Source organism: Streptomyces sp. A0592, assembly GCF_004795115.1.
Lineage (GTDB): Bacteria > Actinomycetota > Actinomycetes > Streptomycetales > Streptomycetaceae > Streptomyces > Streptomyces erythrochromogenes.
In genome coordinates, this window is record NZ_SSBM01000022.1 from 57,541 (window position 1) to 83,643 (window position 26,103).

General features: G+C 71.9%; 25 protein-coding genes and 1 riboswitch. Of the genes, 9 read left to right on the forward strand and 16 right to left on the reverse strand.

The features are described 5' to 3' along the window. Positions 1 to 12: 12 nt before the first annotated feature. On the reverse strand, positions 13 to 747 hold the full coding sequence (locus E6U81_RS26775) for an enhanced serine sensitivity protein SseB (RefSeq protein WP_136232634.1): 735 nt from the start codon (positions 745 to 747) through the stop codon (positions 13 to 15). Positions 748 to 861: 114 nt separating this feature from the next. Then, positions 862 to 1,494: an AAA family ATPase gene (locus E6U81_RS26780; protein ID WP_240804038.1), complete on the reverse strand. Its 633-nt coding sequence runs from the start codon at positions 1,492 to 1,494 to the stop codon at positions 862 to 864. Positions 1,495 to 1,726: 232 nt separating this feature from the next. Beyond that, positions 1,727 to 1,830: riboswitch (glycine riboswitch) on the forward strand. 171 nt (positions 1,831 to 2,001) lie between these two features. Between E6U81_RS26780 and gcvT the strand changes: the two genes are divergently transcribed. From gcvT to E6U81_RS26805, 5 genes are all read left to right on the forward strand, one after another. Further along, positions 2,002 to 3,117 carry a glycine cleavage system aminomethyltransferase GcvT gene (gene gcvT / locus E6U81_RS26785; protein ID WP_136232636.1) on the forward strand — a complete coding sequence of 372 codons (1,116 nt, stop codon included), beginning with the start codon at positions 2,002 to 2,004 and terminating at the stop codon, positions 3,115 to 3,117. A gap of 103 nt (positions 3,118 to 3,220) precedes the next feature. Beyond that, the gene (gene gcvH, locus E6U81_RS26790; protein WP_136232637.1) at positions 3,221 to 3,601 is read left to right on the forward strand and encodes a glycine cleavage system protein GcvH; all 381 of its coding nucleotides are present in this window, start codon (positions 3,221 to 3,223) and stop codon (positions 3,599 to 3,601) included. Positions 3,602 to 3,616: 15 nt separating this feature from the next. Further along, entirely contained in the window at positions 3,617 to 4,873 is a 1,257-nt protein-coding gene (glyA, locus tag E6U81_RS26795; RefSeq protein WP_136232638.1) for a serine hydroxymethyltransferase, read from the forward strand. A gap of 236 nt (positions 4,874 to 5,109) precedes the next feature. Further along, positions 5,110 to 6,492 carry an L-serine ammonia-lyase gene (locus E6U81_RS26800; RefSeq protein WP_136232639.1) on the forward strand — a complete coding sequence of 461 codons (1,383 nt, stop codon included), beginning with the start codon at positions 5,110 to 5,112 and terminating at the stop codon, positions 6,490 to 6,492. Positions 6,493 to 6,643: 151 nt separating this feature from the next. Beyond that, positions 6,644 to 7,153, forward strand: coding sequence for a hypothetical protein (locus tag E6U81_RS26805; protein ID WP_136232640.1), 510 nt, complete (start codon positions 6,644 to 6,646; stop codon positions 7,151 to 7,153). 60 nt (positions 7,154 to 7,213) lie between these two features. Here E6U81_RS26805 and E6U81_RS26810 read toward each other — a convergent pair whose 3' ends face one another. Both E6U81_RS26810 and E6U81_RS26815 read right to left on the reverse strand, forming a co-directional pair. Then, positions 7,214 to 7,858 carry a dihydrofolate reductase family protein gene (locus E6U81_RS26810; protein WP_136232641.1) on the reverse strand — a complete coding sequence of 215 codons (645 nt, stop codon included), beginning with the start codon at positions 7,856 to 7,858 and terminating at the stop codon, positions 7,214 to 7,216. 16 nt (positions 7,859 to 7,874) lie between these two features. After that, the gene (locus E6U81_RS26815; protein ID WP_136232642.1) at positions 7,875 to 8,606 is read right to left on the reverse strand and encodes a flavodoxin family protein; all 732 of its coding nucleotides are present in this window, start codon (positions 8,604 to 8,606) and stop codon (positions 7,875 to 7,877) included. A gap of 127 nt (positions 8,607 to 8,733) precedes the next feature. Between E6U81_RS26815 and E6U81_RS26820 the strand changes: the two genes are divergently transcribed. Continuing rightward, positions 8,734 to 9,291 carry a PadR family transcriptional regulator gene (locus tag E6U81_RS26820; RefSeq protein WP_136232643.1) on the forward strand — a complete coding sequence of 186 codons (558 nt, stop codon included), beginning with the start codon at positions 8,734 to 8,736 and terminating at the stop codon, positions 9,289 to 9,291. 47 nt (positions 9,292 to 9,338) lie between these two features. Here E6U81_RS26820 and E6U81_RS26825 read toward each other — a convergent pair whose 3' ends face one another. From E6U81_RS26825 to E6U81_RS26870, 10 genes are all read right to left on the reverse strand, one after another. Further along, positions 9,339 to 9,551 (reverse strand): EF-hand domain-containing protein, encoded by a 213-nt coding sequence (locus tag E6U81_RS26825; RefSeq protein ID WP_030846752.1) that lies wholly within the window; start codon positions 9,549 to 9,551, stop codon positions 9,339 to 9,341. A 110-nt stretch (positions 9,552 to 9,661) separates the two neighbouring features. Then, positions 9,662 to 10,849: a YncE family protein gene (locus tag E6U81_RS26830; RefSeq protein ID WP_136232644.1), complete on the reverse strand. Its 1,188-nt coding sequence runs from the start codon at positions 10,847 to 10,849 to the stop codon at positions 9,662 to 9,664. Beyond that, complete coding sequence (locus E6U81_RS26835; RefSeq protein WP_136232645.1) at positions 10,846 to 11,658, reverse strand: polysaccharide deacetylase family protein; 813 nt, start codon at positions 11,656 to 11,658, stop codon at positions 10,846 to 10,848. Before E6U81_RS26835 ends, E6U81_RS26830 begins: the two co-directional genes overlap by 4 nt. Before the next feature lie 363 nt (positions 11,659 to 12,021). Next, positions 12,022 to 12,534 carry an ATP-binding protein gene (locus tag E6U81_RS26840; protein WP_136232646.1) on the reverse strand — a complete coding sequence of 171 codons (513 nt, stop codon included), beginning with the start codon at positions 12,532 to 12,534 and terminating at the stop codon, positions 12,022 to 12,024. 244 nt (positions 12,535 to 12,778) lie between these two features. Further along, a complete protein-coding gene (locus E6U81_RS26845; protein ID WP_136232647.1) occupies positions 12,779 to 13,546 on the reverse strand; it encodes an enoyl-CoA hydratase-related protein in 768 nt (255 codons plus the stop codon). Between the two features lie 96 nt (positions 13,547 to 13,642). Then, complete coding sequence (locus E6U81_RS26850; protein ID WP_240804040.1) at positions 13,643 to 14,863, reverse strand: Ig-like domain-containing protein; 1,221 nt, start codon at positions 14,861 to 14,863, stop codon at positions 13,643 to 13,645. A 146-nt stretch (positions 14,864 to 15,009) separates the two neighbouring features. Continuing rightward, the gene (locus tag E6U81_RS26855; RefSeq protein WP_136232683.1) at positions 15,010 to 15,681 is read right to left on the reverse strand and encodes a L,D-transpeptidase family protein; all 672 of its coding nucleotides are present in this window, start codon (positions 15,679 to 15,681) and stop codon (positions 15,010 to 15,012) included. A gap of 133 nt (positions 15,682 to 15,814) precedes the next feature. Further along, positions 15,815 to 16,654, reverse strand: coding sequence for a SpaA isopeptide-forming pilin-related protein (locus E6U81_RS26860; RefSeq protein WP_136232649.1), 840 nt, complete (start codon positions 16,652 to 16,654; stop codon positions 15,815 to 15,817). A gap of 55 nt (positions 16,655 to 16,709) precedes the next feature. Continuing rightward, positions 16,710 to 18,905: a choice-of-anchor A family protein gene (locus E6U81_RS41240; RefSeq protein WP_168714749.1), complete on the reverse strand. Its 2,196-nt coding sequence runs from the start codon at positions 18,903 to 18,905 to the stop codon at positions 16,710 to 16,712. A gap of 135 nt (positions 18,906 to 19,040) precedes the next feature. Continuing rightward, entirely contained in the window at positions 19,041 to 20,270 is a 1,230-nt protein-coding gene (locus E6U81_RS26870) for an Ig-like domain-containing protein (RefSeq protein ID WP_136232650.1), read from the reverse strand. Between the two features lie 381 nt (positions 20,271 to 20,651). Between E6U81_RS26870 and glgX the strand changes: the two genes are divergently transcribed. Beyond that, a complete protein-coding gene (glgX, locus tag E6U81_RS26875) occupies positions 20,652 to 22,814 on the forward strand; it encodes a glycogen debranching protein GlgX (RefSeq protein ID WP_136232684.1) in 2,163 nt (720 codons plus the stop codon). On the opposite strand, the gene E6U81_RS26880 is transcribed toward glgX, so the two are convergent. After that, a complete protein-coding gene (locus tag E6U81_RS26880; RefSeq protein ID WP_136232651.1) occupies positions 22,780 to 23,460 on the reverse strand; it encodes a MarR family winged helix-turn-helix transcriptional regulator in 681 nt (226 codons plus the stop codon). The two genes, glgX and E6U81_RS26880, sit on opposite strands and share 35 nt — an antisense overlap. Positions 23,461 to 23,543: 83 nt before the next feature. Between E6U81_RS26880 and E6U81_RS26885 the strand changes: the two genes are divergently transcribed. Together E6U81_RS26885 and E6U81_RS26890 are read left to right on the forward strand one after the other, a co-directional pair. Then, positions 23,544 to 24,746: an MFS transporter gene (locus E6U81_RS26885; RefSeq protein ID WP_136232652.1), complete on the forward strand. Its 1,203-nt coding sequence runs from the start codon at positions 23,544 to 23,546 to the stop codon at positions 24,744 to 24,746. Between the two features lie 34 nt (positions 24,747 to 24,780). Continuing rightward, a complete protein-coding gene (locus E6U81_RS26890) occupies positions 24,781 to 25,503 on the forward strand; it encodes a CDP-alcohol phosphatidyltransferase family protein (RefSeq protein ID WP_031148419.1) in 723 nt (240 codons plus the stop codon). Here the strand turns inward: E6U81_RS26890 and E6U81_RS26895 are convergent. Then, on the reverse strand, positions 25,484 to 25,972 hold the full coding sequence (locus tag E6U81_RS26895; protein ID WP_136232653.1) for an adenylyltransferase/cytidyltransferase family protein: 489 nt from the start codon (positions 25,970 to 25,972) through the stop codon (positions 25,484 to 25,486). The genes E6U81_RS26890 and E6U81_RS26895 overlap by 20 nt on opposite strands. Positions 25,973 to 26,103 lie beyond the last annotated feature (131 nt).

Consider the following 26,103-nt stretch of genomic DNA (forward strand, 5'->3'; position numbering starts at 1 on the left):
GCTTAAGCGGCCCTACGGGAGGTAGAAGGGGCGTACGCGCTCACGAATCCAGTCCGTGACCGGGTCCTGGGCCGCGTCCAGGAGGATCAACTGCACCGGCCACGGCGCCGGAACACGGCTCAGGGCCCGTCCGAGCGCCTCCATCGGGGCCTCCCGCATCTGCGGCTCCCATCCCACCAGGCGGACACCGATGAACAGTTCCGGGGCCCCTCCCTCGACGCTGGCGAGGCAGCGGTGCGCCGCGGCGACGACGCCGGTGGCGCGGAACTCCTCGGCGGCGGCTGCCAGGAAGTCCACCGGGTCCTCCTGCCAGTCCGGCTCGAAGAGCCGTACGCGGCCGCCGGTGGCGGTTGCGTCGAGCGGGCTGCCGCCGGTGCGGCAGAGCTCCGCGACGGCGGGCGGGGGCAGCGGTACACCGACGGCGCCCTCCGGATTGACCGCGATGCCGAGCTGCGGGGGAAGCCCCCGGGCGAACTCGACCGCCGGGGCCACCGCGAAGTCCATGCCGGGGCCGACGCAGGCGAGGAACTGGGCCTCGGAACTGTAGACGGGCACGTACGCCGCCCCGCCGATGTCCATGGTCGGCAGGTCCAGGCCGGCCGTGTCGGGGCCGGCGCCGCCCGGCAGGGGCACCCACACCTGGCTGCGTCCGAGCACCTCCAGGATCCGGCCTCCTGCGTCCGGCTGCCCGAGCGCCGCCCCGAGCACCTGCTCCAGCTCATTCCCCGGCCAGCCGCTGCCCTGCATCTGCCCCTGCCCCTGTCTGGTCCCGCGCGCGCGGTTCCGCGCGTGTCGCCCCGCAGGGTACCGGCCGCCGGGCGGACGGCGGCGCCGGGGATGCGGGTGCGGCCGGTCCGGCGGTCAGCCGTGGAAGCCGATCCCCGTCACGGCGGCGGCCGAGCGGCGGTCCAGGAGGGTCGCCGAGGCGCAGCCGGCCGGCGGGCGGCCGGCCTCTGCGTCGCGCAGCAGTCGGCCCACTGCGCCGCGGTGGCGGGCGAAGGCGTAGGCGGACACCCCGCGGCCCCGCGCGGCCTGGCCGGAGAGGGCCTCCTCCGGGCTGCTGTCCAGGAGGAGCAGGTGCAGCTCCCGGCCCCGGCGGCGCGCGGCGGCGGCGAGCAGGCCGCGCACCCAGCTCTGGGTGCCGCAGTCGTGGACGACCACGGAGGCGCCGGAGCGCAGGATCCGGTAGAGCCCCCAGTAGTGCGCGGCGCGCACGAGCGGGCGGTACACCGCGTACGGCAGCCGGGCGGGCATCCGGCGCTCCCAGCGCTCACGGGTGTCCTGGGAGTCGACGGCCCCGCCCTCCGGCGCGGCCCGCTTGATCAGCGTGGTCTTGCCGCCGCCGGGCAGGCCGGAGACCACGACGATGTCGCCCTCGGCGAAGCCGAGCCGCCGGGGTCCGTGCAGAGCGGGGCCGCGCAGGTCGCGTACGAGGCCGAGGCCGCCGTCCGCCGCCCTCCTGCGCTCGCGCGGGCCGCGCCGCTGCGCCGGCACCGCTTCCACGGTTCCCGTCGTCGTCACCACTCCGAATCTCCGCACAGTGTTCGCCTCCCCCGAATCGGGTCACCGGGACCCTTGCCCACTGAGTGTAAAGAGACGGTAATCGGCATGTCCGGTTCCGTTCTGCCCGCTCGGATGGGCGTACGAACTTTCGGACCCCGACCCCCGATCTCGGACATGGCGTGCAATGATGTGCGCCATCTGGACCAACTGCATACCGGCCGCTTGAATCCGCGCGGGAGAGTCCCGGCACGCCGCAAGGCCGTGCGCGGGCGCCGAAGGAGCAAGAACCTCCCTTGAATCTCTCAGGCCCCGTACCGCGTGGATGAGGCAGATCTGAAAAGCGAGCTGCGCGGCAGCTCCACCCAAGGTGCAAGTCGGTGAGACCGGCGATCGGACGATCGGCGGAACTCTCGGCGAACCTCTCAGGTTCCGATGACAGATGGGGAGGAACGTCCTCGTCATGTCATGTCGATGCCCTGGGACCCGGGAGCCACACCCATGAGCACTGCCCCCCGCCTGACCGCCCTCGATGCGCTGCACCGCTCGCTCGGTGCGACCATGACCGACTTCGCGGGCTGGGACATGCCGCTGCGGTACGCCAGCGAGCGCGACGAGCACAACGCCGTACGCACCAAGGCCGGTCTCTTCGACCTGTCGCACATGGGCGAGATCACGCTGACCGGCCCGGAGGCCGTCAAGGCCCTGGACCACGCGCTGGTCGGCAACATCTCCACCGTCGGCGTCGGCCGCGCCCGCTACACGCACATCTGCCAGGAGGACGGCGGGATCGTCGACGACCTGATCGTCTACCGCCTCGGTGAGACCGAGTACATGGTCGTCGCCAACGCCTCCAACGCCCAGGTCGTCCTCGACGCCCTGACCGAGCGCGCCGCCGGCTTCGACACCGAGGTCCGCGACGACCGCGAGGCGTACGCGCTGCTCGCGGTGCAGGGCCCGGAGTCCCCCGGCATCCTGGCGTCGCTCACCGACGCCGACCTGGACGGCCTCAAGTACTACGCGGGCCTGCCGGGCACCGTCGCGGGCGTGCCCGCGCTGATCGCGCGTACGGGCTACACGGGCGAGGACGGCTTCGAGCTGTTCGTCTCCCCCGAGCACGCCGTGGAGCTGTGGCAGGCGCTCACCAAGGCCGGCGAGGGCGTCGGCCTGGTACCGGCCGGCCTGTCCTGCCGCGACACCCTGCGCCTGGAAGCGGGCATGCCGCTGTACGGGCACGAGCTGACCACCTCCCTGACCCCGTTCGACGCGGGTCTGGGCCGGGTCGTGAAGTTCGAGAAGGAGGGGGACTTCGTCGGCCGCGCCGCCCTGGAGGCCGCCGCCGAGAAGGCCGCGACCAAGGCGCCGCGCAAGCTGGTCGGCCTGATCGCCGAGGGCCGCCGCGTCCCGCGCGCCGGCTTCCCGGTCGTCGCCGGCGGCAAGGTCATTGGTGAGGTCACCTCGGGCGCCCCGTCCCCGACGCTGGGCAAGCCGATCGCGATGGCGTACGTGGACGCGGAGCACGCCGCGCCCGGCACCTCCGGCGTCGGCGTCGACATTCGCGGTACGCATGAGCCGTACGAGGTCGTCGCGCTGCCGTTCTACAAGCGGCAGAAGTAACCCTCCGCGCACGACGTCCGCCGTACGGGTGCCCGTACGGCGCCGTCTCAGTACCCAAGACCGCAGTTCGTATCCACTCCCCCGCATCCAGGAGAATCAGGTCATGAGCACCCCCGAGAATCTGCGTTACACCAAGGAGCACGAGTGGCTGTCGGACGTCGTGGACGGCGTCGCGACGGTCGGCATCACGGAGTTCGCGGCCAACGCGCTCGGTGACGTCGTCTACGCCCAGCTCCCCGAGGTCGGCGACACCGTGACCGAGGGCGAGACCTGTGGCGAGCTGGAGTCGACCAAGTCGGTCAGCGACCTGTACTCCCCGGTCTCCGGCGAGATCGTCGAGGCCAACCAGGACGTCGTGGACGACCCGTCGCTGGTGAACTCCGCCCCCTTCGAGGGCGGCTGGCTCTTCAAGGTCCGCCTCTCGGAGGAGCCCAAGGACGTGCTCTCCGCCGAGGAGTACACCAAGCTCACCGCCGGTAACTGACCCCAGGGGATCCTGATGTCCGTACTGAACACCCCTCTCCACGAACTCGACCCCGACGTCGCCGCAGCCGTCGACGCCGAGCTCGTGCGCCAGCAGTCCACCCTGGAAATGATCGCGTCGGAGAACTTCGCTCCGGTCGCCGTCATGGAGGCCCAGGGCTCGGTCCTCACCAACAAGTACGCCGAGGGCTACCCGGGCCGCCGCTACTACGGCGGCTGCGAGCACGTCGACGTGGTCGAGCAGATCGCGATCGACCGCATCAAGGCGCTGTTCGGCGCCGAGGCCGCGAACGTCCAGCCGCACTCCGGTGCGCAGGCGAACGCCGCCGCGATGTTCGCGCTGCTCAAGCCGGGCGACACGATCATGGGCCTGAACCTGGCCCACGGCGGTCACCTGACCCACGGCATGAAGATCAACTTCTCCGGCAAGCTCTACAACGTGGTCCCGTACCACGTGGACGAGACCGGCGAGGTGGACATGGCCGAGGTCGAGCGCCTCGCCAAGGAGTCCAAGCCGCAGCTGATCGTCGCCGGCTGGTCCGCCTACCCCCGCCAGCTGGACTTCGCCGCCTTCCGCCGCATCGCGGACGAGGTCGGCGCGTACCTGATGGTCGACATGGCGCACTTCGCCGGCCTGGTCGCCGCGGGCCTGCACCCGAACCCGGTGCCGCACGCCCACGTCGTGACCACCACCACGCACAAGACCCTCGGCGGTCCGCGCGGCGGTGTCATCCTGTCGACGCAGGAGCTGGCCAAGAAGATCAACTCCGCGGTCTTCCCCGGTCAGCAGGGTGGTCCGCTGGAGCACGTGATCGCGGCCAAGGCCGTCTCCTTCAAGGTCGCGGCCTCGCCCGAGTTCAAGGAGCGCCAGGAGCGCACCCTGGAGGGTGCGAAGATCCTCGCCGCCCGTCTGGTCCAGGACGACGTCAAGGCCGTGGGCGTGGACGTCCTGACCGGTGGCACCGACGTGCACCTGGTCCTGGTCGACCTGCGCAACTCCGAGCTGGACGGCCAGCAGGCCGAGGACCGCCTCCACGAGGTCGGCATCACGGTCAACCGCAACGCCATCCCGAACGACCCGCGGCCGCCGATGGTCACCTCGGGTCTGCGGATCGGTACGCCGGCCCTGGCCACCCGCGGTTTCGACGCCGAGGCCTTCACCGAGGTCGCCGAGATCATCGCGCAGGCGCTGAAGCCGACGTACGACGCCGACGGCCTCAAGGCGCGCGTCTCGGCGCTCGCCGCGAAGTTCCCGCTGTACCCGTCGCTCTAGAGACGGGCGTGGAAGGGTCCGGCCTGGTCAGCGCACTGGGCCGGACCCTTCCCCTTTTCCCGCGGCTCCCGGCGGCGCGGCCACCGGCACCGTCCCGCCGCATCGGTGTCACGCGCGCCACTCCTCCCGCAGCCGGGGCGTTCACCGCGCCGCGTTAAGCTCGTCTGTCGGACATAGTCCGAACAATCCCCTCCTGCCCCCTCCCACCCCACGAGCAGACAAGGGAGTCCGCCACCGTGGCCATCTCCGTCTTCGACCTCTTCTCCATCGGCATCGGTCCCTCCTCCTCCCACACGGTCGGTCCGATGCGCGCCGCGCGCATGTTCGTGACGCGGCTGAAGAAGGACGGGGTGCTCGCCCAGACGGCCTCCGTGCGCGCAGAGCTCTTCGGCTCCCTCGGCGCGACCGGCCACGGCCACGGCACGCCCAAGGCCGTGCTGCTGGGCCTGGAAGGCCACTCCCCCCGCACCGTGAACGTGGAGACGGCGGACGACGAGGTGGAGCGCATCCGCAAGAGCGGCCGGCTGCGGCTGCTGGGCGCGGAGATAGGCGATGGCCACGAGATCGCCTTCGACGAGCCGAACCAGCTGATCCTGCACCGCCGGCGCTCCCTGCCGTACCACGCGAACGGCATGACGCTCTTCGCGTACGACGAGGCCGGAACCCCGCTGCTGGAGAAGACCTACTACTCGGTCGGCGGTGGCTTCGTCGTGGACGAGGACGCGGTCGGCGAGGACCGGATCAAGCTCGACGACACCGTGCTGAGGTACCCCTTCCGCTCCGGTGACGAGATGCTGCGCCTGGCGAACGAGACCGGCCTGTCGATCTCCTCGCTGATGCTGGAGAACGAGAAGGCCTGGCGCACGGAGGAGGAGATCCGCGAGGGCCTGCTGGAGATCTGGCGCGTCATGCAGTCCTGCGTCTCGCGCGGCATGTCCCGCGAGGGCATCCTCCCGGGCGGCCTGCGGGTCAAGCGGCGCGCCGCCGCCACCGCGCGCCAGCTGCGCACCGAGGGCGACCCGATGCTGCACCGCAGCGAGTGGGCGACGATCTACGCGATGGCGGTCAACGAGGAGAACGCGGCCGGCGGCCGTGTCGTCACCGCGCCCACCAACGGCGCGGCGGGCGTCCTGCCGGCCGTCCTGCACTACTACATGAACTTCGTCCCGGGCGCGGACGAGGACGGCGTGGTCCGCTTCCTGCTCGCCGCGGGCGCGATCGGCATGCTGTTCAAGGAGAACGCCTCGATCTCCGGCGCCGAGGTCGGCTGCCAGGGCGAGGTCGGCTCGGCCTGCTCGATGGCGGCCGGCGCCCTCGCCGAGGTCCTGGGCGGCACCCCGGAGCAGGTCGAGAACGCCGCCGAGATCGGCATGGAGCACAACCTGGGCCTGACCTGCGACCCGGTCGGCGGCCTGGTCCAGATCCCCTGCATCGAGCGCAACGGCATGGCCGCGGTCAAGGCCGTCACGGCCGCGAAGATGGCCATGCGCGGCGACGGCAGCCACAAGGTCTCCCTGGACAAGGTCATCAAGACCATGAAGGAGACCGGCGCCGACATGAAGGTCAAGTACAAGGAGACCGCCCGCGGCGGCCTCGCGGTCAACGTCATCGAGTGCTGACCGCCTCCCGATGACCGCAGGGCCCGGCGCGTGCGCGCGCCGGGCCCTGCGTCGTCCCGTACGGCGCCCCACGGACCCGGAACCGCCGGATCCGGCACGGCGTCCTTAGCCGTGCCACCAGTCCCCGTCTCTCGAGAATCGAGGGGACGTCATGATCCACGCCCGTCTCCGGCAGTTCGTGGCCCTGGCGGTCGGCGCCGTGCTCGCCGCCTGCCTGTCCTTCGCCGCGCCCGCCTCGGCCTCCACCCTCACGTCGGCCGCCGACACCCAGGTCCAGACCCCGCTCGTCGTGAACGCCCGCTGGGGCGGGCACGCCACGTACGACCGGATCGTCATCGACCTGCAGGGGTACGCCCCCACGGTGACCGTCACGCCCGTCGCACAGCTCAGGTACGACGGTTCCGGGAAGCCCGTACCGCTCGCCGGCACGTACTTCCTGGAGATCCGCCTCAACCCCGCCGCCGCGCACAACGACGCGGGCGAGAGCGTCTACCGCGGCCCCAAGCTCCAGAAGATCTACCTCAGCAAGCTCAAGGGCCTCGCCATGACCGGCGACTACGAGGGGTACGTGACCTTCGGCGCCGCCTTCGACACCCTCCCCTACTACCGGGCCTACAGCCTGCACTCGCCCGAGCGGTTCATCGTGGACATCGCGCACTGAACCGTCGTCCACAGTCCGCACGCCCGGCCCGGGGCGCCACGCGCCCCGGGCCGGCCTGTGTCATCTGCGCCAGAACAGGTGGTGCGTGACACCGCTCGGGCTGGGCACCACGTCCCGGTGGAACCGGTCGAGCAGCTCCTCGGGCGACTCCCACAGCCTCGCCCCGGAGCCGATCTCCACGGGCGAGACCGCCACGTGCAGGGTGTCGACGAGGTCGGCGTCGAGGAACTCGCGGATGGTGGTGGCACCGCCGCCGAGCCGCACGTCCTTGCCCCGCGCCGCTTCGCGCGCCGCGGCGAGGACCGCGGCCGGGTCGTCGTCGACGAAGTGGAAGGTGGTGTCGGAGAGCGTGAACGAGGGGCGCGTGTGGTGGGTCATGACGAACACGGGGGTGTGGAACGGCGGCTCGTCGCCCCACCAGCCGCGCCAGTCGTGGTCGGCCCAGGGGCCGCGCTGGGGCCCGAACTTGTTGCGTCCCATGATCTCGGCGCCGATGTTGTACGCGAAGTCCCGGGTGAAGTAGTCGTCCAGGCCGCGGCTCCCGCCGGGGTCGGTGCGGTGGGGCCAGCTCGCCGTGGCCCCGGCCCACGCGAAGAGGGTCGCGGGGTCGGCGTCGCCGAACGGCCGCTCCAGGCTCTGGTGCTCCCCGGCTCCGAACCCGTCCTGCGAGACGTTGAAGTTCTGGACTCTCAGCAGTTGCTCCACGCGCTTCCTCCCGCTTTCACCGGTGCTCGGGGTTGGGGAAGTCGAAGCGGCAGCCGGCGTCCCACAGGGAGCGCTGGTTGCCGTGCGCCGGGATGCCGCCGGAGCGCTTGAGCAGGGCGGCCAGGTGCATGAGGTTCCAGGACATGAAGGCGGTGTTGCGGTTGGTGAAGTCGTTCTCGGGGCCGCCCGAGCCGGGGTCGAGGTAGGAGGGGCCCGGGCCGGCCTCGCCGATCCAGCCCGCGTCGGCCTGCGGCGGGATCGCGTAGCCGAGGTGCTGGAGGCTGTAGAGGACGTTCATGGCGCAGTGTTTGACGCCGTCCTCGTTGCCGGTGATCAGCGCGCCGCCGACCCGGCCGTAGTAGGCGTACTGGCCGTGCTCGTTGAGGAGCGAGGAGCAGGCGTAGAGCCGCTCGATCACCTTCTTCATCACCGAGCTGTTGTCTCCGAGCCAGATGGGCCCGCACAGGACGAGGATGTCGGCGTCCATGATCCGGCTGTAGAGGACCGGCCACTGGTCGCTCTCCCAGCCGTGGTCGGTCATGTCCGGCCAGACGCCCGTCGCGATGTCGTGGTCGACGGCGCGGATGAGCGAGGTGCGGGCCCCCGCGGACTCCATGACCGCCCGGCTCTTGTCGATCAGGCCCTCGGTGTTGCTGGTCTCGGGCGAGCGCTTGAGCGTGCAGTTCACGTAGAGGGCGGTGAGGTCGGCGTAGTGCGTCCCGTTCGCGGTGTTCTCGTCGGCAGCCACGCGTCCCAGCCTGCGCAGCGTGCGGGGCGGCCGCCACCGGGCCTGGCCCGTACGGGGGCGGCCGCGCGGAAGCGATCGTGCGGAGGTGCTCGCGGAGGCCGGCCCGCCGCGTACCTAGGATGGCGGCATGTCCCTGCCGCACGCCATCCTCACCGCCCTGCTCGAGAAGCCCTCGTCCGGGCTGGAGCTGACCCGGCGGTTCGACAAGTCGATCGGGTACTTCTGGTCGGCGACGCACCAGCAGATCTACCGCGAGCTCGGGCGGCTGGAGGAGGCCGGGCTGATCCGGGCGCTGCCCAGCGAGGTGCCCGTGCGGGGCCAGAAGAAGGAGTACGAGGTGCTGCCCGCGGGCGGCACGGAACTGGCCCGGTGGGTCGCGGAGAGCCAGGACCCCAAGCCGATGCGCGATCCGCTGCTGCTGCGGATCCGGGCGGCGGGCGTCGTGGGGCCGCAGGGCCTCGGCCCCGAGCTGCGGCGCCACCTGGAGCTGCACCGGCGCCAGCTGGCACAGTACGAGGCCATCGAGGAGAAGGACTTCCCACCGGGGCGCGACGCCGTGGAGGACCGGTTGCGCCGGCTCGTCCTGCACGGCGGGATCGCCCTGGAGACGTTCTGGCTGACCTGGCTGGAGGAGGCCCTCGCCGAGGTCGGCGACATGGAGGACCCGGCCGGACCGTCGGCCTGACGCGGGCTGGCGGCCGGGCCCGCGGGCCCGGCCGACAGCGCGGGAGACTACTTGTTCAGGGAGGCCCAGAACTCGTCGAAGCTCAGCAGCTTGTCGCCGTTGGCGTCCTTGGAGGCGACGACGGAGTCCGCGACGGCCGGGGTCACGTGGGCGTCGCCCATGGCGCGCATCGCGGCGCTGTACTCGTCGGCCGTGATGAAGCCGTCACCGTTCACGTCGAACCTGTCGAACGTAGCCCGTGCGCTCTCGATGTCCGCCACTGGGTCCACCCCTTCTTGGTGCTTGTTGACCGGCCCAGGGTAGCGGCACCCGGAGCGGTGGGACCCCCCGGGTCCCGGGCCCCGCGGGCCGGGCATGATCGGCAGGACCCCTAGCGGAAGATGCCGGTGTGGCCGAGCGAGTAGCGGCCGGGCTGCGGGTAGACGGCGAGGCCGTGGGGGCCACCGCCCACCGGGATCCGGGCGAGCTGCTTGCCGGTCACGGTGTCGATCGCGTACACCTCGGAGTTGTAGCGGCCGGACAGCCACAGCACCTTGCCGTCGGCGGAGACGCCGCCCATGTCGGGGCTGCCGCCGTCCGGCAGCGTCCACTTCTTGGTGAGCTTCTTCTGCGGGAAGTCGTAGACGGAGATGGTGCCCTCTCCGCGGTTGGAGACGTACATCTCCTTGGAGTCGCGGCTCACGTAGAGGCCGTGGCAGCCCTTGCCGGTGGGCAGGAGCTTGGGGGTCTCGAAGGTGTCGCCGCTGAGCACCCACATGCCGTGCGCCATCATGTCCGCGACGTAGAAGGTCTTGCCGTCCGGGGAGACCTTGACGTCCTGCGGCATCGCGCCCTCGAACGGCAGCTTCTGCTGGCCGACGACCTCCATCCGCTCGGTGTCGACCTTGAGGAGTTCGCCGGAGAACTCGCAGCTCACGATGAAGTAGCGGCCGTCGGCGGAGAAGTCGGCGTGGTTGACGCCGTAGCAGGTCACCGGGACGGTCTTGACCCGGTCCATGGTGTGCGGGTCGCGGAAGACCAGCTCCTTGTCCATCGAGGCCATGACGATCGCGTACTTGCCGTTGGGCGTGAAGTACAGGTTGTACGGGTCGTGCACCTCGACGGGCTTTCCGGCCTCACCGGTCGCGGGGTTGATCGGGGTGAGCGTGTGGCCCCGGTTGTTGTTGACCCACAGGGTCTTCAGATCCCAGGAGGGGACGACGTGCTGGGGCTGGACCCCGACCGGGATGGTGTCGATGACCTGGTAGGTCTCCGGGTCGATGACGGACACGGTGTTGGAGTTGGTGTTCGGCACGTAGACGCGGGACGGGAAGTCCTTGACCACGGGGGAGAGTTTGCCCGGCCGGTCCGCCGCGTAGACGTCGTTCGGATCCAGCAGGGGCGGCATGCCGGGCAGCCCGGGCGGGGCGGCCGGCACGGCCTTGACGGGCTTGGCCGGGCCCTTGGTGCCGAGCGCCTCGGCGGGCCCCTTTCCGGCTGATCCGCAGCCGGCCAGGGCGGCGAGGACCAGACCGGCCAGCAGCACGCCGGCATTCCGGGGAAGGCGGGTGGTCTTCATGGCGTCAGCAGCTCCGTGGTGGTCACCGCGCGCAGCTTGCGGCGCGCGAGTTCTTCGAGGAGGGGAGGCATCGCGTCGACCGTGTCCGCGTAGCCGAAGTGCAGGCTCACCACGGATCCGGGCCGGATCGTCCCGGTGACGTTGCGGATGACGGCCGCGGCGCCGGGCGAGGTGAAGTCGAGGGAGTCGACGTCGTACGAGAGGACGTGCGGGTAGCCCGCCCGCTGGGCCAGCTTCTGGACGAGCGGGGTCGCGTACTGCGTCTGGGAGGGGCGGAACCAGGTGCCGATGGAGCCGGTGAGCCGTTTGAGGCGCTGGGCGCAGCCGGTGATCTCGGCGTAGGCCTCGGCCTCGGCCATGTCGTTGATGGCGAGGTGGTGCTGGGTGTGGTTGCCGAGCTCGTGGCCGCCGTCGAGGATCCGGCGGGCCATGTCCGGGTGGGCGTCGAGCCAGGAGCCGATCGCCAGTACGGTGACCCGCGCGCCCGCCTTTTCCGCCTCGGCCAGCGCCGCGCGTGCGACGGCGGGCTCCCCGTTGCCGTGGAAGGTGAGGGCGACCCGGCCGCCGTCGCGCGGACCGTGGCCGATCTCCACGGGCTGCCCGGCGAACCGGCGCGGGGCGGCGGGTGCCGCGGCCTGGGCGGGCCGGGCCGGGCGGGCCGGGCCGGGGGGCGGGGAGGAGGGCCCGGCGGCCGGGCGGCCTGGGCCGCAGCCGGTGGTGAGACCGGCCGCCACGGCGCCGGCCACACCGAGACCGGCCGCACGCAGAGCCGCACGCAGGGCCGCGCGGCGGCCTGGATGTGAGAGCACCTGCCCATTTAAGAGGCGGATAGCCCGAAAGGTAATGATTGACCCATTTCGGGACGTTCACCGAAGGGGCGAATCAGACGGCGCATCCGCCACGTGATCAACGATTTACTCAGAGCAGTCGATAGTTATTCATCGAATGCGAGGTAGGTGGCCCACCTCACCTAGGATTTAGCTAGAAAGTCTTATGATTTGCACACTTATGTCCAAGTAGGGACTTTTGGCGTTCGAGCCCTCGTCTGTCATAGTCGGAACCACGACTTCCCATTGACCCGAGCGAAGTCACCACGCCGAGGATCACACCCCCTTCGATCCTCGGCGCACCCATGAAGCCCCCACAGCGCCCCACGCGGCGAGCAGGGGGCTTCAGGCGTTCTGGCGGTCGGCGACCCGCATCTCGAACCAGGTGATCTTGCCGCGGGGCAGCAGGTCGGCGCCCCAGCGGTCGGACAGCTTGTCGACGAGGAAGAGGCCGCGGCCGGTGGTGTCCAGCTCGTGGACCGGCATGAGGCAGGGCAGCCCGCGCGAGGGATCGCGCACCTCCACCCGGATCCAGCCGCGCCGCCGCAGCATGCGTAAGCCGAAGGAGCGGGCTCCGGTGTGGCGGACCGCGTTGCCGACGAGCTCCGAGACCAGCAGGACGGCGTGCTCGGAGATCTGCGGCGAGAGGCCCCAGAGGCGGATCACCACGCACTGGGTGAGGCGGCGGGCGCTACTGGCCGACTCCGGCATGGACGGCAGCGTCACTTCCGCCTCGGCCGGGTTCCCGTACAACTCCAGCGCCTTGAGGCCCTGTTCTTCTTCGACGGCCGCCGTGAGCCGTACCGCCGAAGCACCGCCGCGCTGCCGCGGCTGTTCCACACCCTCCAGGCCCGCCATGCACCCATCATGGACGGCCAGCCCGCCGCCCCGGGCCGTTCCACAGGAAAACACCCCCCGGATTCAACCAATCCAAGGGGGTGTCCTGTCATATGCGGCAGGCAACAAGGTGGCCCGAAAACCGGCACTGACCTGGCGTGACGCACCGAACGGAAGCGATCACAGCGAGTTGATCACCGATTGCGCTTAAGGCTGCCTTAAGGCCTGGCTAATCCACCCACAGGGAGGACCGCTCCGGCCGGACTCAGACGAACTTCGCCTTGCCCGGGCCCTCTTCGACGAAGCTGCGCATGCCGCGCTCACGGTCCTCGGTGGCGAACAGGCCCGCGAACCAGTTGCGTTCGATGGTGAGCCCGGTGTCGATGTCGGCCTCCAGGCCCGCGTCCACGCACTCCTTCGCGGCGCGCAGCGCGATCGCCGGCCCCTGCGCGAGCCTGGCCGCCCAGGCGTGCGCCTGCTCGTACACCTCGCCGGCGGGCACCACCCGGTCGACCAGGCCCAGGGTGAACGCCTCGTCGGCCTTGACCATGCGGCCCGTGAAGATCAGGTCCTTGGCCCGGGAGGGGCCGACCAGCCGGGACAGCCGCTGGGTGCCACCCGCGCCCGGGATCAGGCCGAGGAGGATCTCGGGCTGGCCGAGCTTCGCGTTGTCGGCGGCGATCCGGTAGTCGGCGCACAGCGCGAGCTCGCAACCGCCGCCCAGCGCATAGCCGGTGATCGCCGCGACGACGGGCTTGGGGATGCGGGCGACGGCGGTGAAGGCGTCCTGCAGCGCACGGGACCGGACGACCATCGCCGCGTGGTCCATCGTCTGCATCTCCTTGATGTCCGCGCCCGCCGCGAACACCTTCTCGCCGCCGTAGATGACGACCGCGCGGACGTCGGCCCGGTCGGTCGCCTCCACCGCGAGCTCACGCAGCCGGTCCTGGGTGGCGATGTCCAGGGCGTTCATGGGCGGCCGGTCCAGGCGGATGGTGCCGACGCCTTCGGAGACTTCGAGAGAGATGGTCATACGGGCCAGGTTAGCGTCGGTTAACGTGAAGTGGCCCGGTGCTGTGGGTCACAGCACCGGGCCACTTCGATCACGTGCGCGGCTTACGCGGAGGGGTTACTTGATCCACTCCGCCCACGGCATGTTCCAGCCGTTGAGGCCGTTGTCCGGGGCGATCTGCTTGTCCTTGGAGTTCTTCACGACGACCACGTCACCGATCAGCGACTCGTCGAAGAACCAGGCCGCGGGCTGCTTGGAGTCGCCCGCGCCGCGGACGTCCTTGAGTCCGACGCAGCCGTGGCTGACGTTCGCGGAACCGAAGGTGCTGGACGGGGCCCAGTAGTTGCCGTGCACGAACGTGCCCGACTGCGACAGGCGCATGGCGTGCGGGACGTCGGAGATGTCGTACTCGCCGCCGAAGCCGACGGTCGCGCCGTTCATCCGCGTGACCTTGTACTTCTCGCTGATGACCATCTGGCCGTTGTAGGTCGTGGTCGACGGGGCGCCCGCGGTGATCGGGACGTCCTTGAGGACCTGGCCGTCACGGACGACCTGCATCGTGTGCGCGGCCGCGTCGACCGTCGAGACCTGGGAGCGGCCGATGGTGAAGGTGACCGTGCGGGTCTGCTTGCCGTAGACACCCGGGCGGCCCTCGACGCCGTCGAGGGCGAGCTTGACGGTGACCTTGGTGCCCGCGGCCCAGTAGTTCTCGGGGCGGAAGTCGAGGCGGTCGTTGCCGAACCAGTGGCCCTCGATCGGCACGGCCGGCTCGGCCGTCACGGTGATGGCCTTCTCGACCGCCTCGGGGTTGGTGATCCCACGGGTGAAGTTGATCGAGACCGGCATGCCCACGCCGACGGTCGAGCCGTCCTCGGGCGTGTAGTGGCCCACGAAGGTGTTGGTCGGGGTCAGGGTCGTGAAGGTGGTGTCCTTGGCGGACTCCCGGCCGGCCTCGTCCTTGGCGACCGCGTGCACCTTGTACTCGGTGGCCGACGCCAGGTGGCGGGCCGGCTCCCAGCTCGCGCCGTCGTCGGAGAGCTTGCCCTCGACCGCGTTGCCCTTGGTGTCGGCGACGGTCACCGTGCTGAGCTTGCCGCCGGTGCTGGTTATCTTCAGGACGCCGCTGGTCGCGACCTCCTTGGCCCCGTCGTCGGGCTTGACGCTCACGACGGCTTTCGAAGCCTCGGTACCGGTCTTGCCGCCACCCCCGGCGTTGTCGCCGCCGCTGCCGTTGCTGTTGCCGCCGCCACCGCCGCTGCAGGCGGTGGTGAACAGCAGGGCCGCCCCCAGCAGCAGGGCCGGCAGGCCCGTCCGGGCGCGGCCGCGTATCGGCTGCAGGTTCACTCGTGTTCTCCCCATGTCCCCCGCGCACGGACTGTCGCGCGCATGTCGCCAGGAAATCACACGGGAGGATCACGGTGAGCCTCGGTCTTGTCACCGTTCCGTCCCAAGTGCCGCTGATCGGCGGGGACGGCTTCTCGGGGTCAGTCCTCGGTGCCCGGCTTGGTGCCCCAGACGTAGACGTCGTCGCCCTCGGCGAGCAGGTCCCAGAGGCGTTCCGCGTCCGGTTCGGTGAGGTTGACGCAGCCGGCGGAACCGCCGCCCTCGTAGAGGGAGCCGGGGGCACCGTGCAGGGCCTGGCCGCCGTCGAAGAACTGGGCGTGGGGCATGGGCGTGCCATACAGCGTGGAGACGTGGTCCTTGCTGCGCCAGTACACCTCGTGCCAGCCGAGCCGGGTCTCCTGGTAGTCGCGGCCGGTGCGGATGGGCACGGGCGGGAAGACGATCCTGGCCCCTCTCTGCACCCACAGCAGCTGGCGCTCCAGGTCCACACACGTGACGCGGTGGTCGCGTTCGGGGCACTCGCCCGCGGCGTTGGGGTCGGGACGGGCCGTGACGACGAGCATCGTGCGGTAGGTGGCGACGCCCGGGTAGCCGTCGGCGGGGCTGACGCCGTTCGTGCGTTGGAAGGCGCGGACGGCGTGGCAGTCCGCGGTGGACTGCACCCCGTCGACCGGCCGGCCCAGGTGGCCCTCCAGCTCCCGCTGGTAGGGGCCGGTGCCCGCCACGCACGCGTTCTCCGGTTCTGCAGGGGCGGCCACCGCCGGGGGCGGGAGCGGGCCCGCCAGTGCGAGCAGGGCGCCGAATACGGTCATCCGCGCCACCCGGCCGATCCCCTGATGTACGGCCATCCGGGCCTCCTCCGGTCCGTGAACGCGACGGTCACGGACCAGCCAACCCGTCGGGCCGCGGTACGGCTCGCGCTGCTGCGCCGCCGGGGTGAGGAGGTCACTCCAGCGGCGCACCGGAGCGTACGGTCCGGGCCCGACGGCCGTCGTTCCCTCCCACGGTGGGGATCTGCTCGGCACGCTTGTTGTAGACCGTGACGACGAGTCTGCGGCCGGATGCACCGTCCAGCCGCCAGGGGCCCGCCACCGGATTCCTCGGCAGCACGTAGCCCTCGGGGACGTCCTTCTCGACCAGGAAGTACGCCCCGTCGGCGAGCCCCTCGAAGTCGCACGTACCGTCGGCGTCGGTGGCACAGCCGGGCCTCGCACGATGGTCGGCGTCGACGCCCGCGGTCTGCAGGCCCGTGGTGCCGTTGGTCTCCTTCCAGATCTGGAACACCACGCCGTGCAACGGCGCACCGGTCTTCCCGTCCCTCTTGCGGACCCGGATCCCGCCGGCGTACGCAGCGTCCCGTCGCCGGTTCGGGACGTTGACGACGGTCCCCTCCCGGGCGGCCCCCTCGCCCAGGTCGAAGTCGGCGAACGGCTCCTCCGGCCGCTCGTAGCCGGCGGGGACCTCGGTCTGGAGCGCGTAGTACGTCTCGCCGGTCGGCAGCTCCACCGAGCAGATGCCCTTCGCGTCGGTCACGCAGACGGCGCCGTGCCGCTCGTCGGCGTCCTGACCGCTGCTCTGGAGGCCGGCCCGGTCGTTGGCCTCGCGCCACAGCTCGAACCGGGCCCCGGACAGGGGTGTTCCGGTGTCCGCGTCGGTGCTGCGCAGCACCACCCGGGCTGTTGCGGGCGGTGCCTCGGGCGGAGCGGCACGGGCCGGGGCCGCCGCGGCGAGCGCCACCGCGGCGGTGAGACCGACGGGCCATACCCGCGTCGTCCTGGCTGTCATGTCGCTCCGTCCGTCGTCGGGGCCGGGGGCCGGATCCGGGGATCAGGTCCGGAGGTCAGGCCCGGGGACCCTTGCCGTGGTCGCCCTTGCCGTTGCCCTTGCCGTTGCCCTTGCCGTTGCCCTTGCCGTTGCCCTTGCCGTGGTTCCCCTTGCCCTTGCCGTGGCCGTCGCGCTGGTTCTGGAGCGTGACCACGAGCCGCCGGTCCGGGGTGGTGCCGTCCAGCCTCAGCGGCCCGGTCACCGGGTCCGCGGGCAGGGCGTAGCCCTCGGGCACGGCCGTCTCGACGAGGTAGTACCAGCCCTCGGGGAGGGGGCCGAAGTCGCAGGTCCCGCGGCGGTCCGTGGCGCAGCCGTCCGCCGCCCTGCGGTCGGCGTTGATGCCGCGGGTCTGGAGGCCGGCGGTGCCGTTGGTCTCCTGCCACACCTCGAACACGGCGCCGCGCAGCGGCCGCCCGGTCTTGGCGTCCTGCTTCAGGACCCGGACGGAGCCCTCGTACCGCTCGCTGCTGGTGTTCGGGACGGCGACGACGATGCCGTCCGTCACGTCGCCCTCGGTCAGGTCGAAGCGCGTGACCGGGTCCGCCGGCGGTTCGTATCCGGCCGGGGCCGCGGTCTCCCGCCAGTAGTACGTCTGGCCGACCGGCAGCTCCACGGTGCATGTGCCCCGGGCGTCGGTCACGCAGGCGCCGTCCAGGCGGGTGTCACCACCCGGGGTGACGGGCTGGAGCCCGGCGCTGCCGTTGGTCTCCCGCCACAGCTCGAACCGGGCTCCGGGCAGCGGCCGGCCCGTCGCCCGGTCCGTCTTGCGCAGCACCACCCGGGCGCCGTCCGGCGGCTCCGGGCTGCGCCGGTTGTCCGCCTCGTACCGGACGCCGGTCTGCGCGTTCTCGGCCGTCAGGGTCAGTTCGCGGACCGGCTGGGCCGGCAGCTCGTACCCGGGGGGCGCCTGGGTCTCGCGCCAGTAGTACGTGCCGGGCGTGGTGGTCTCCTGGCACAGGCCGCTCGCCGGTGTGGTGCACCCGGTGACGAGGGTGTCGGCGCCCGGGCCGGTGGGCTGGAGGCCCGCCGTGCCGTTCGTCTCCCGCCACAGCTCGAACTGCGCGCCCGCCAGCGCCGCGCCCGTCTCCGCGTCCCGCTTGAGGACGGAGACCGCGCCGGTCACCGGGGCCGGGCCGCCGCAGTCGGGCAGGTCGCCGTTGAAGGGGTAGGCGTGGAACTCCTGGCCGCCGCCCCCGACGGTCGCGCTGCCGTGGGTGACGGAGCCGGTGGTGAAGAAGCGGCCGTTGATGCCGGGCAGGGTGATCGTGGTCTCGGAGCTCTGCTGCCCCATCAGGAAGCTGCCCTGGAACTGTCCGCCGCCGGTCAGGTTCACGGTGGTGGCGTCCGGGAAGTTCCACAGCAGCCGGTCGCGGTAGGCGTTGAGCGGGTCGGTGTCCGAGAGGCCGCCGCTGTAGGTGTTGATCGTGCGGGTGGCTCCCAGCACGTTCACCAGGACGGTGGCCGTGGCCGGGATGCGGTCGAAGCGGATGCCCTGCGCGCCGCCGCCGTTGCCGACCATGTCCGCGTTCACGTTGAAGACCTGGAGCGCGGAGGTGCCGTCGCCGGTGAGGACGGTCTCGTAGCCCCGGTTGACGACCGTGCCGGTGGCCGGGCGCGGCTGCCCGTCGACGCGGGCGTAGCACTGGCTGGCGGCGCTGAGCCGGCCGCGCAGTCCGGCGTACGGGGTGGCGGCGGCCGGGTCGGGGGCCAGGCGGCCGGTCACCACGCCGGTGAGGGCGCCCGCGTGGCGGACCGTTCCGCCGTCGGCGAGGAGGCGTTCGTCCTGGGCGACGGTGACGTCCCCGCCGGTGGTGAGGAAGTCGGCGCCGGCGGGCGGCGGGACGAGCGATCCGGCACCGACGATCCCGACGTTGTAGCGGCTGTCGCCGCCCGCCAGCTTGTCCTGGTCGAAGTCGCCGAGGACGACGAGGCGGCCCTCGGCCTCGGAGGCCCGTCCCCGGACCCGGAAGTCGCCGCCGGCGAAGATGTTGATCCCGTTGTCGCGGCCGCGCAGGATGCCGTCGCTGTTGACGGGCGGGTAGGGGTCCGGGCAGCGGCCCGGGACGCACGGACCCAGCCCGTCGGGCAACGGCGCCCGGGCTGCCGCCACCGGCCGGTCGGCGCCCGGGCCGGCGGCGACGGCCGTGGGGGCCGCCGCGGCGGCCAGCACGGCGCCGATCGCGAGCCCGAGGGTCCACTTCCTTGCTGACATGACGCTCCGTCCGTTCCCTGCTGACCCGATGTGCCCTGACAGGCTGGGGGCAGGGGTCGGCGGCGCGGGGCGCGGACACTCTCGGCTACGGCATTCCGATCACACAAGTCACTCTTGCGGGGGGCCGTGCGCCGTTCAGGCGATGGCGGAGCCTGCCACCCAGTCCGCCCAGGACATGTTCCAGCCGCCCAGCCCGTTGTCGGCGGCGACCGTCTTGTCCTGCGAGTTGACGACCTCGACCACGTCCCCGATCAGGGTCCGGTCGAAGAACCAGCCCGCCGGGGTGTCGGAGCCGCCGCCCTTGTCGTCGCGCAGGCCCACGCAGCCGTGGCTGACGTTGGTGCTGCCGAAGGTGTCGGGGCTGGACCAGTAGTTCCCGTGCAGGAAGGTCCCGGAGTTGGTCAGCCGCATGGCGTGCGGGACGTCGGGGATGTCGTACTCGCCGCCGAACCCGACGGTCTGGCCGTTCATCCGGGTGACGTCGAAGAGCTCCATCACCACCATCTTCCCGTTGTAGGTGGTGGTCTTGGGCGCTCCGGCGCTGATCGGCACGGTCGACAGCAGCTCCCCGTCCCGGCGGACCTCCATGGTGTGGGCGGCCGCGTCCACGGTGGAGATCTGGGAGCGCCCGACGGTGAAGGTGATCGTCTTGGACTGGATCCCGTACGAGCCGGGGGCGCCCTCGACGTCGCGCAGGGCCATCTGGACGGTGACCTTGGTCCCGGGCTTCCAGTACTGCTTGGGCCGGAAGTCCAGGCGCTCCTTGCCGAACCAGTGGCCGGCGACCTCCACGGCCGGGTCGGAGGTGACCTTGATGGCGCGCTCCACCTCGGCGCGCCGTTCGACGGCCCGGCTGAACTTGAAGGAGACGATCATGCCGGTGCCGACGGTGGAGCGGTTCTCCGGCTTGAAGTAGCCGATGAACCGTTCCTCGGGGACGTAGGTGGTGAAGGTGGTGCGGCGGGCCTGGCGGCGGTTGTGCCCGTCGAGGGCGACGGCGTCCACCGTGTACTTGGCGGCGAGGGCGAGCCGGCCGGCCTGCGGTGTGGGGCTCCAGCTGAGACCGTCGGCGGCGATGGCGCCGGGGACCTCCTCCTGCTGTGCGTCCTCGACCTTGGTCACCTTGACCCGCTCCAGCCGCCCCTCGGGGACGGTGACCGTCAGCCGCCCGTCGGCCGGTACGTCCTTGGCGTTGTCGTCGGGGGTGATGCGGATGGCCTCGTCCGGCGAGCGGACTCTGCCGGGGAGCTGGATCTCGACGGGCGATTTGCCGTCCTGGGTGCAGCCGGCCAACCCGCCCAGCAGGCCCGCCCACACCGCCACGGCGGCCAAGCCCGCCCCTGCCCGCCTCGTCAGAAGTGTCACGTTCCCTCCAACGACCGGGCCCTCCGGGGGAAACGTGAGCGCGGGCCACGTTCCGGGCAGAACAGTCCGGGCAGAACAGTGGGAAGGACCAGACGGGGGCGGGCCCGGGCCGGGACGCCGGGGCCACACACTCCCCCTCCCCCCGCAGGTACCGAAGAGCCGTGGAGGCGGGCAGTGTCGAGCGCAGCCGAGCAGGAGGCGGTGGAAGCCGTCAGCAACGCCGTCGGAGCGGTACGGAGCGGACAGGCCGCGCCCGTACCGCACATCGACGGCCCATCGGGCGGCCCACTGGGCCATCAGTCGAACGGACGGTCGGACGGCCGGACCAACGGCCAGGTCAGGGGGCAGGTTCCACGGGGCCGTGCGCGCCCGGCCCCGGCGGTGTGGCCGGGGTCCTCGCATCCCCTGGGGGCCCGCTTCCACCACGGTCCGGACGGGACCGCGGGCACCAACTTCGCCGTGTGGGCGCAGGGCGCGGAGGCGGTGGAGGTGTGCCTCTTCGACGAGGGCGGGGCCGAGACCCGTTGCCTCCTGACGGAGCTCACGCACGAGATCTGGCACGGTTTCGTGCCGGGCGTGCGCCCGGGGCAGCGGTACGGCTTCCGGGTGCACGGCCGCTGGGATCCCTGGACGGGGGTCCGGCACAATCCGGCGAAGCTGCTCCTGGATCCCTACGCCCGGGCCGTCGACGGGGACTTCACCCTGCCGCCGGAGGTGTACGGGCACGTGCGGGACTGGCCGCAGCAGTACATCGCGGACACCGTGCGCGACGACCGGGACTCCGCGCCGTATCTGCCCAAGGGCGTGGTCGTGCACGACGACGACGACTGGGCGGACGACGTCCGGCCGAAGACGCCCTGGGCCGATTCGGTGATCTACGAGCTGCACGTGCGCGGCTTCACGATGCGCCATCCGGGTGTTCCCGAGGAGTTGCGCGGCACCTACGCGGGGCTCGCCCATCCGGCGGCGGTCGAACACCTGGTGAAGCTGGGCGTGACGGCGGTCGAGCTGCTGCCGGTGCACCAGTTCGCGCACGAGGACCACCTGCTGCGCAGGGGGCTGCGCAACTACTGGGGCTACAACTCGGTCGGCTACTTCGCCCCGCACGCGGGGTACTCGTCGAGCGGTACGGCCGGGCAGCAGGTCGGGGAGTTCAAGCGGATGGTCCGGGCGCTGCACGCGGCCGGGATCGAGGTCATCCTCGACGTGGTCTACAACCACACGGCGGAGGCCGGCGAGCTGGGTCCCACGCTGTCGCTGCGCGGGTTCGACAACCGGGGCTACTACCGGCTCCAGTCCGACCAGCGCCGGTACGCCGACTACACGGGCTGCGGGAACACCCTGCACGCCGGGCGTCCGCACGTGCTGCGGCTCATCACGGACTCGCTGCGCTACTGGGTCACGGAGATGGGGGTGGACGGCTTCCGCTTCGACCTGGCGGCGGCGCTGGCCCGCTCGATGCACGACGTGGACATGCTGTCGCCGTTCCTGGCGGTGATCGCCCAGGATCCGGTGCTGCGGCGGGTGAAGCTCATCGCCGAGCCGTGGGACGTGGGTTCGGGCGGCTACCAGGTGGGGGCGTTCCCGCCGCTGTGGACGGAGTGGAACGACCGCTACCGGGATGCCGTCCGGGACTTCTGGCGGGGCGCGCTGCCCGACGTACGGGACCTCGGCTACCGGCTGTCGGGGTCGAGCGACCTGTACGCGTGGGGCGGGCGGCGCCCGTACGCCTCGGTGAACTTCGTGACCGCGCACGACGGTTTCACCCTGCGGGACCTGGTGTCCTACGAGCGCAAGCACAACGACGCGAACGGGGAGGCCGGGCGGGACGGGACCAACGACAACCGGTCGTGGAACTGCGGGGCCGAGGGTGAGACGGACGACGCCCGCGTCGGTGTGCTCCGCCGCCGCCAGCTGCGCAACCTGCTGACCACCCTGCTGCTGTCGACCGGGGTGCCGATGCTGGTGGCCGGCGACGAGTTCGGGCGCACCCAGGGCGGCAACAACAACGCGTACTGCCAGGACAACGAGACGGGGTGGGTGGACTGGTCGCTGCTGGAGGATCCGGCGTGGCAGTCGCTGTTCGCGCTGGCGGCCCGGCTGATCTCGCTGCGCCACGCCCATCCGGTGCTGCGGCGGCGGGCGTTCTTCTCGGGCCGGCCCCAGGGGGCGGACGGCCTGCGGGACCTGGCCTGGTTCACGCCGGCGGGCGCGGAGATGACGGAGCGGGACTGGTACGCGCCGGCGGCCGCGCTGGGGATGTACCTGTCGGGGCGGGACATCCCGGGCCGTGACGAGCGGGGCCGGCAGGTGACGGACGACAGCTTCCTCGTCCTGCTCCACACCGGTGACCGGCCGGCGGCGTGGCTGCTGCCGGGTGCGCCGTGGGCGGAGGAGTACGAGCTGGTCCTGGACACCTCCCTGGAGGAGCAGGCGGCCGTCCCCGGCACCCTGCACCGCGCCGGGGAGCGCCTGACCGTGCCGGCCCGGTCGGTGCTCCTGCTGAAGGTCAGCGGGTCTCGACCGACAGGAGCATCCGCTTGAGGAGGGCGGCGAGCGCGGCGCGTTCGGCGTCGTCGAGGGGCTCGATCATCTCGGCCTCGGCGATGCTGCGCCAGCGCATGGCCTCGGTCCACCGCCGGTGCCCCTCCTCGGTGAGCTCGACGTCGACCCGGCGGCGGTCGGCGGCGGCGCGCAGCCGCCGGACGAGGCCGGACTTCTCCAGGGTGTCGAGGCGGCCGGTCATCCCGGCCGGGGAGAGGAGGAGTTCGGCGGCGAGTTCGGCGGAGGGGGCCCGCCAGGGTGCGCCGCGGGAGGCGAGCCGGTGCATCGTCTCGAACTCGAAGGCCTGCAGCCCGGTCTCGGAGAGCGCCCGCTCCTTGCCGTGCGAGACGTGCTTGGCGAGGAGCTGGATGCGGGTGATGACGGCTTCGGTGGGCACGTCGAAGGGCACCTTTCCGGTCCACCGGGCGATGTGCCGGTCGACCGAGTCCTCGGCGGGTTCCGCTTCCGGCGGGCGGGTGCCCGCGTGTGCGGGGGCCGGGCCGTGCGGGCCGTCCGGGCCGACGGGGGAGGCCGCTCCCGTCCGGCGGGCCGTCCCGGCCCCCGGCCGGGCGTCCGTTCCCGCCTCCGCCCCGGCGGGCCCGCCCACCGCGTGTCGCGCCCGGCCCCCGGCCGCCTCTCTGCCCATGCCCGCATTATGTCCCTTCCTCCGCCGAACCCGGGGCCGGTATTTCGTTGACGAATTATTCGTCGGCGAAATACTGTCCGCGCATGATCACGCCGATACGGCGGCTGCTCGTCGGCCGCACCTTCGCCGCCTTCGCCTCCGCGCTCGTCCCCACCACCCTCACGCTGGCCCTCCTGCGGGCCGGCTCCTCCGGCGACCTGGGCCTCGTACTCGCCAGCGAGCTGCTGCCCATGCTGCTCCTGCTGCCCCTCGCCGGGGTGGCCGCCGACCGCTTCCCGGCCCGGCGGGTGGTGCTCGTCGCGGACCTCGTCCGGGCCGGCGCCCAACTGGCGACCGGCGTCCTGCTCCTGACCGGGCTCGAAGGCCGGATCCCGGAGCTGGCCCTGCTCGCCGCCGCGACGGGAGCCGCGGTGGCCTTCGGTACGCCCGCCGTACGCACGCTCGTCGCGGCCGCGGTTCCTGAGGACGGGCGGCTGCGCGTCAACACCCGGCTCGGGGTGGCCACCGGGCTCGCGAACGTCGCGGCCCCGGCGGCCGCCGGCTCGCTGGCGCTGACCGTCGGCGGCGGCTGGGCCTCGCTGCTCACCGCGGCGCTCTTCGCCCTCTCCGCGCTCACCCTCGGCGGCCTGCGCACCACCCAGGCCCCGCGGACCGCGCCGCGCGCGGCCTTCGGCACCGAACTGCGCGCGGGCTGGGCCGAGACCCGGCGCCACCCGTGGTTCCTCACCAACGTGCTGGCCCACGGGGTCTGGCACCTGGCGGCCGGACTGCTCCTGACCCTGGGCCCGGTGATCGCCATGGAGAGCCTGGGCGGCGAGGGATCGTGGGTGGTGATCGCCCAGGTCGGCACCGTCGGCATGCTCGCCGGCGTGTGGACGGCCGGGCGGCTGCCGCTGCGCCGGCCGCTGGTCGGCGTGGCCTTCGGGGCCGCCGCCCAGGCACTGCCGCTCACCGCCTTCGCGCTGCGCCTGCCGCTCCCGGCCACCGCGGCCGCGTTCGGCTGCGCCATGTTCGGCCTGGGCGTGCTGAGCCCGCTGTGGGAGACGGAGATGCAGCGCCGCATCCCGCTGGAGACCCTGGGCCGGGTCGGATCCTTCGACACCCTCATCTCGTTCGCCGCGCGCCCGCTGGGACTGGCGGTGGCCGCCCCGCTGGCCGCCGCCGTCGGGACCACGGCTCCCCTGCTGGTCGCGGCCGTCCTCAGCGCCGCCGCGAACCTGTCCGTACTGCTCCTTCCGGACGTCCGCAGACATCCGGAACCGACTCGCTCATCTGTGCTGCGATGATGTGTTCGACATCGTCGCTGAGGGGAGCCCCTGCATGGGCAGAGTCGGTACCGCGCTGGGGGAACTGCGCGGGGCGCAGAAGTCGGCGAAGGGCGTGTCGCTCTACTCGCGCTTCGTCAACCGGCCCACCGGGCGCTACCTGGCCGCCGGTTCGTACGCGCTCGGGCTCACCCCGAACCAGGTGACGCTGATCAGCGCCGCCTTCAGCTTCGCCGCGGTGGCCGCGGTCGCGCTGACCGGACCCTCCTGGGCGCTGGGGATCGCCGTATGGGCCGCGCTCGCGGTCGGCTTCGCCTTCGACTCGGCCGACGGGCAGCTGGCCCGGCTGCGCGGCGGCGGCAGCGCGGCCGGTGAGTGGCTGGACCACGTCGTGGACGCCGCGAAGCTCACGGCGCTGCACTCGTGCGTGCTGATCGCCTTCTACCGGTTCCCCGAGCAGTACGGAACGACGGCCGACGGCTGGCTGCTGGTGCCGCTCGGCTTCCAGTTCGCCGCCGTCGTCACCTTCTTCGGCGGACTGCTGACCGAGAAGCTGAAGCCCCGGCCGGCGCCGGGAAGCCCCGCCGCCGCGCCGTCGACCCTGCGCGCGGTGGCGCTGCTGCCCGTGGACTACGGGGTCTTCTGCCTGGTGTTCCTGCTGCTCGGCGGCGGAGAGCTGTTCGCCTGGGCGTACGCCGGACTGGGCGCGGTGGCCGCGCTGTTCCTGCTGGCCTTCCTCGCCAAGTGGTTCCGGGAGCTCAGCGCCGTTCGCCGGTGACCTGCCCCGGCGCGGCGGCCGGTTCCGCGAGCGCGTCCAGCGCCCGGCGCAGCTGGGTGCTGGAGGTGTGGACGGTGTAGGGGAAGTAGACGACGTCGACGCCGTGGGCGGCGAAGTCCTTCTCCAGCTTGTCGCCCTTGGCAGTGCCCCGCCAGTCGTCGCCCTTGAAGATCACGTCGAAGCGGACCTGCTTCCAGGTCTCCACCTTGTCCGGGACCGTCTCGACGAAGGCGGCGTCGACGTACTTGACGCTGCGCACGATCTCCAGGCGCTCGACGAGCGGGATCATCGGGCGGCGACCCTTGGCGAGTTCGGCCATCTCGTCGGAGACCACTCCGGCGACCAGGTAGTCGCACTGGCTCCGGGCATGCCGAAGAATATTCAAATGTCCGATATGAAATAGATCGTAGGCACCCGGCGCGTAACCGACTCGATACGGTCGGCGCGCAGGCGCTCCAATGTCGGACATGTGCCGCTCCGTCATCTCTTCATCCCCAGCGGCCACACCCCCCGGTGCAGCGGATTAGCAGACAATAGCGTGCACGTTCCGCAGCACGCGGGTGAACGAATAGGGTGACGTGCGCATCATCCAGGGGAAGA

Coding starts and splice junctions, on each gene's coding strand:
- glyA (WP_136232638.1), top strand. CDS start 3,617: ATGTCCGTACTGAACACCCCTCTCCACGAACTCGACCCCGACGTCGCC.
- E6U81_RS26820 (WP_136232643.1), top strand. CDS start 8,734: ATGTCCCTGCCGCACGCCATCCTCACCGCCCTGCTCGAGAAGCCCTCG.
- E6U81_RS26805 (WP_136232640.1), top strand. CDS start 6,644: ATGATCCACGCCCGTCTCCGGCAGTTCGTGGCCCTGGCGGTCGGCGCC.
- E6U81_RS26880 (WP_136232651.1), bottom strand. CDS start 23,460: ATGGGCAGAGAGGCGGCCGGGGGCCGGGCGCGACACGCGGTGGGCGGG.
- E6U81_RS26840 (WP_136232646.1), bottom strand. CDS start 12,534: ATGGCGGGCCTGGAGGGTGTGGAACAGCCGCGGCAGCGCGGCGGTGCT.
- gcvH (WP_136232637.1), top strand. CDS start 3,221: ATGAGCACCCCCGAGAATCTGCGTTACACCAAGGAGCACGAGTGGCTG.
- E6U81_RS26895 (WP_136232653.1), bottom strand. CDS start 25,972: ATGTCCGACATTGGAGCGCCTGCGCGCCGACCGTATCGAGTCGGTTAC.
- E6U81_RS26775 (WP_136232634.1), bottom strand. CDS start 747: ATGCAGGGCAGCGGCTGGCCGGGGAATGAGCTGGAGCAGGTGCTCGGG.
- E6U81_RS26855 (WP_136232683.1), bottom strand. CDS start 15,681: ATGACCGTATTCGGCGCCCTGCTCGCACTGGCGGGCCCGCTCCCGCCC.
- gcvT (WP_136232636.1), top strand. CDS start 2,002: ATGAGCACTGCCCCCCGCCTGACCGCCCTCGATGCGCTGCACCGCTCG.
- E6U81_RS41240 (WP_168714749.1), bottom strand. CDS start 18,905: ATGTCAGCAAGGAAGTGGACCCTCGGGCTCGCGATCGGCGCCGTGCTG.
- E6U81_RS26890 (WP_031148419.1), top strand. CDS start 24,781: ATGGGCAGAGTCGGTACCGCGCTGGGGGAACTGCGCGGGGCGCAGAAG.
- E6U81_RS26845 (WP_136232647.1), bottom strand. CDS start 13,546: ATGACCATCTCTCTCGAAGTCTCCGAAGGCGTCGGCACCATCCGCCTG.
- E6U81_RS26885 (WP_136232652.1), top strand. CDS start 23,544: ATGATCACGCCGATACGGCGGCTGCTCGTCGGCCGCACCTTCGCCGCC.
- E6U81_RS26860 (WP_136232649.1), bottom strand. CDS start 16,654: ATGACAGCCAGGACGACGCGGGTATGGCCCGTCGGTCTCACCGCCGCG.
- E6U81_RS26830 (WP_136232644.1), bottom strand. CDS start 10,849: ATGAAGACCACCCGCCTTCCCCGGAATGCCGGCGTGCTGCTGGCCGGT.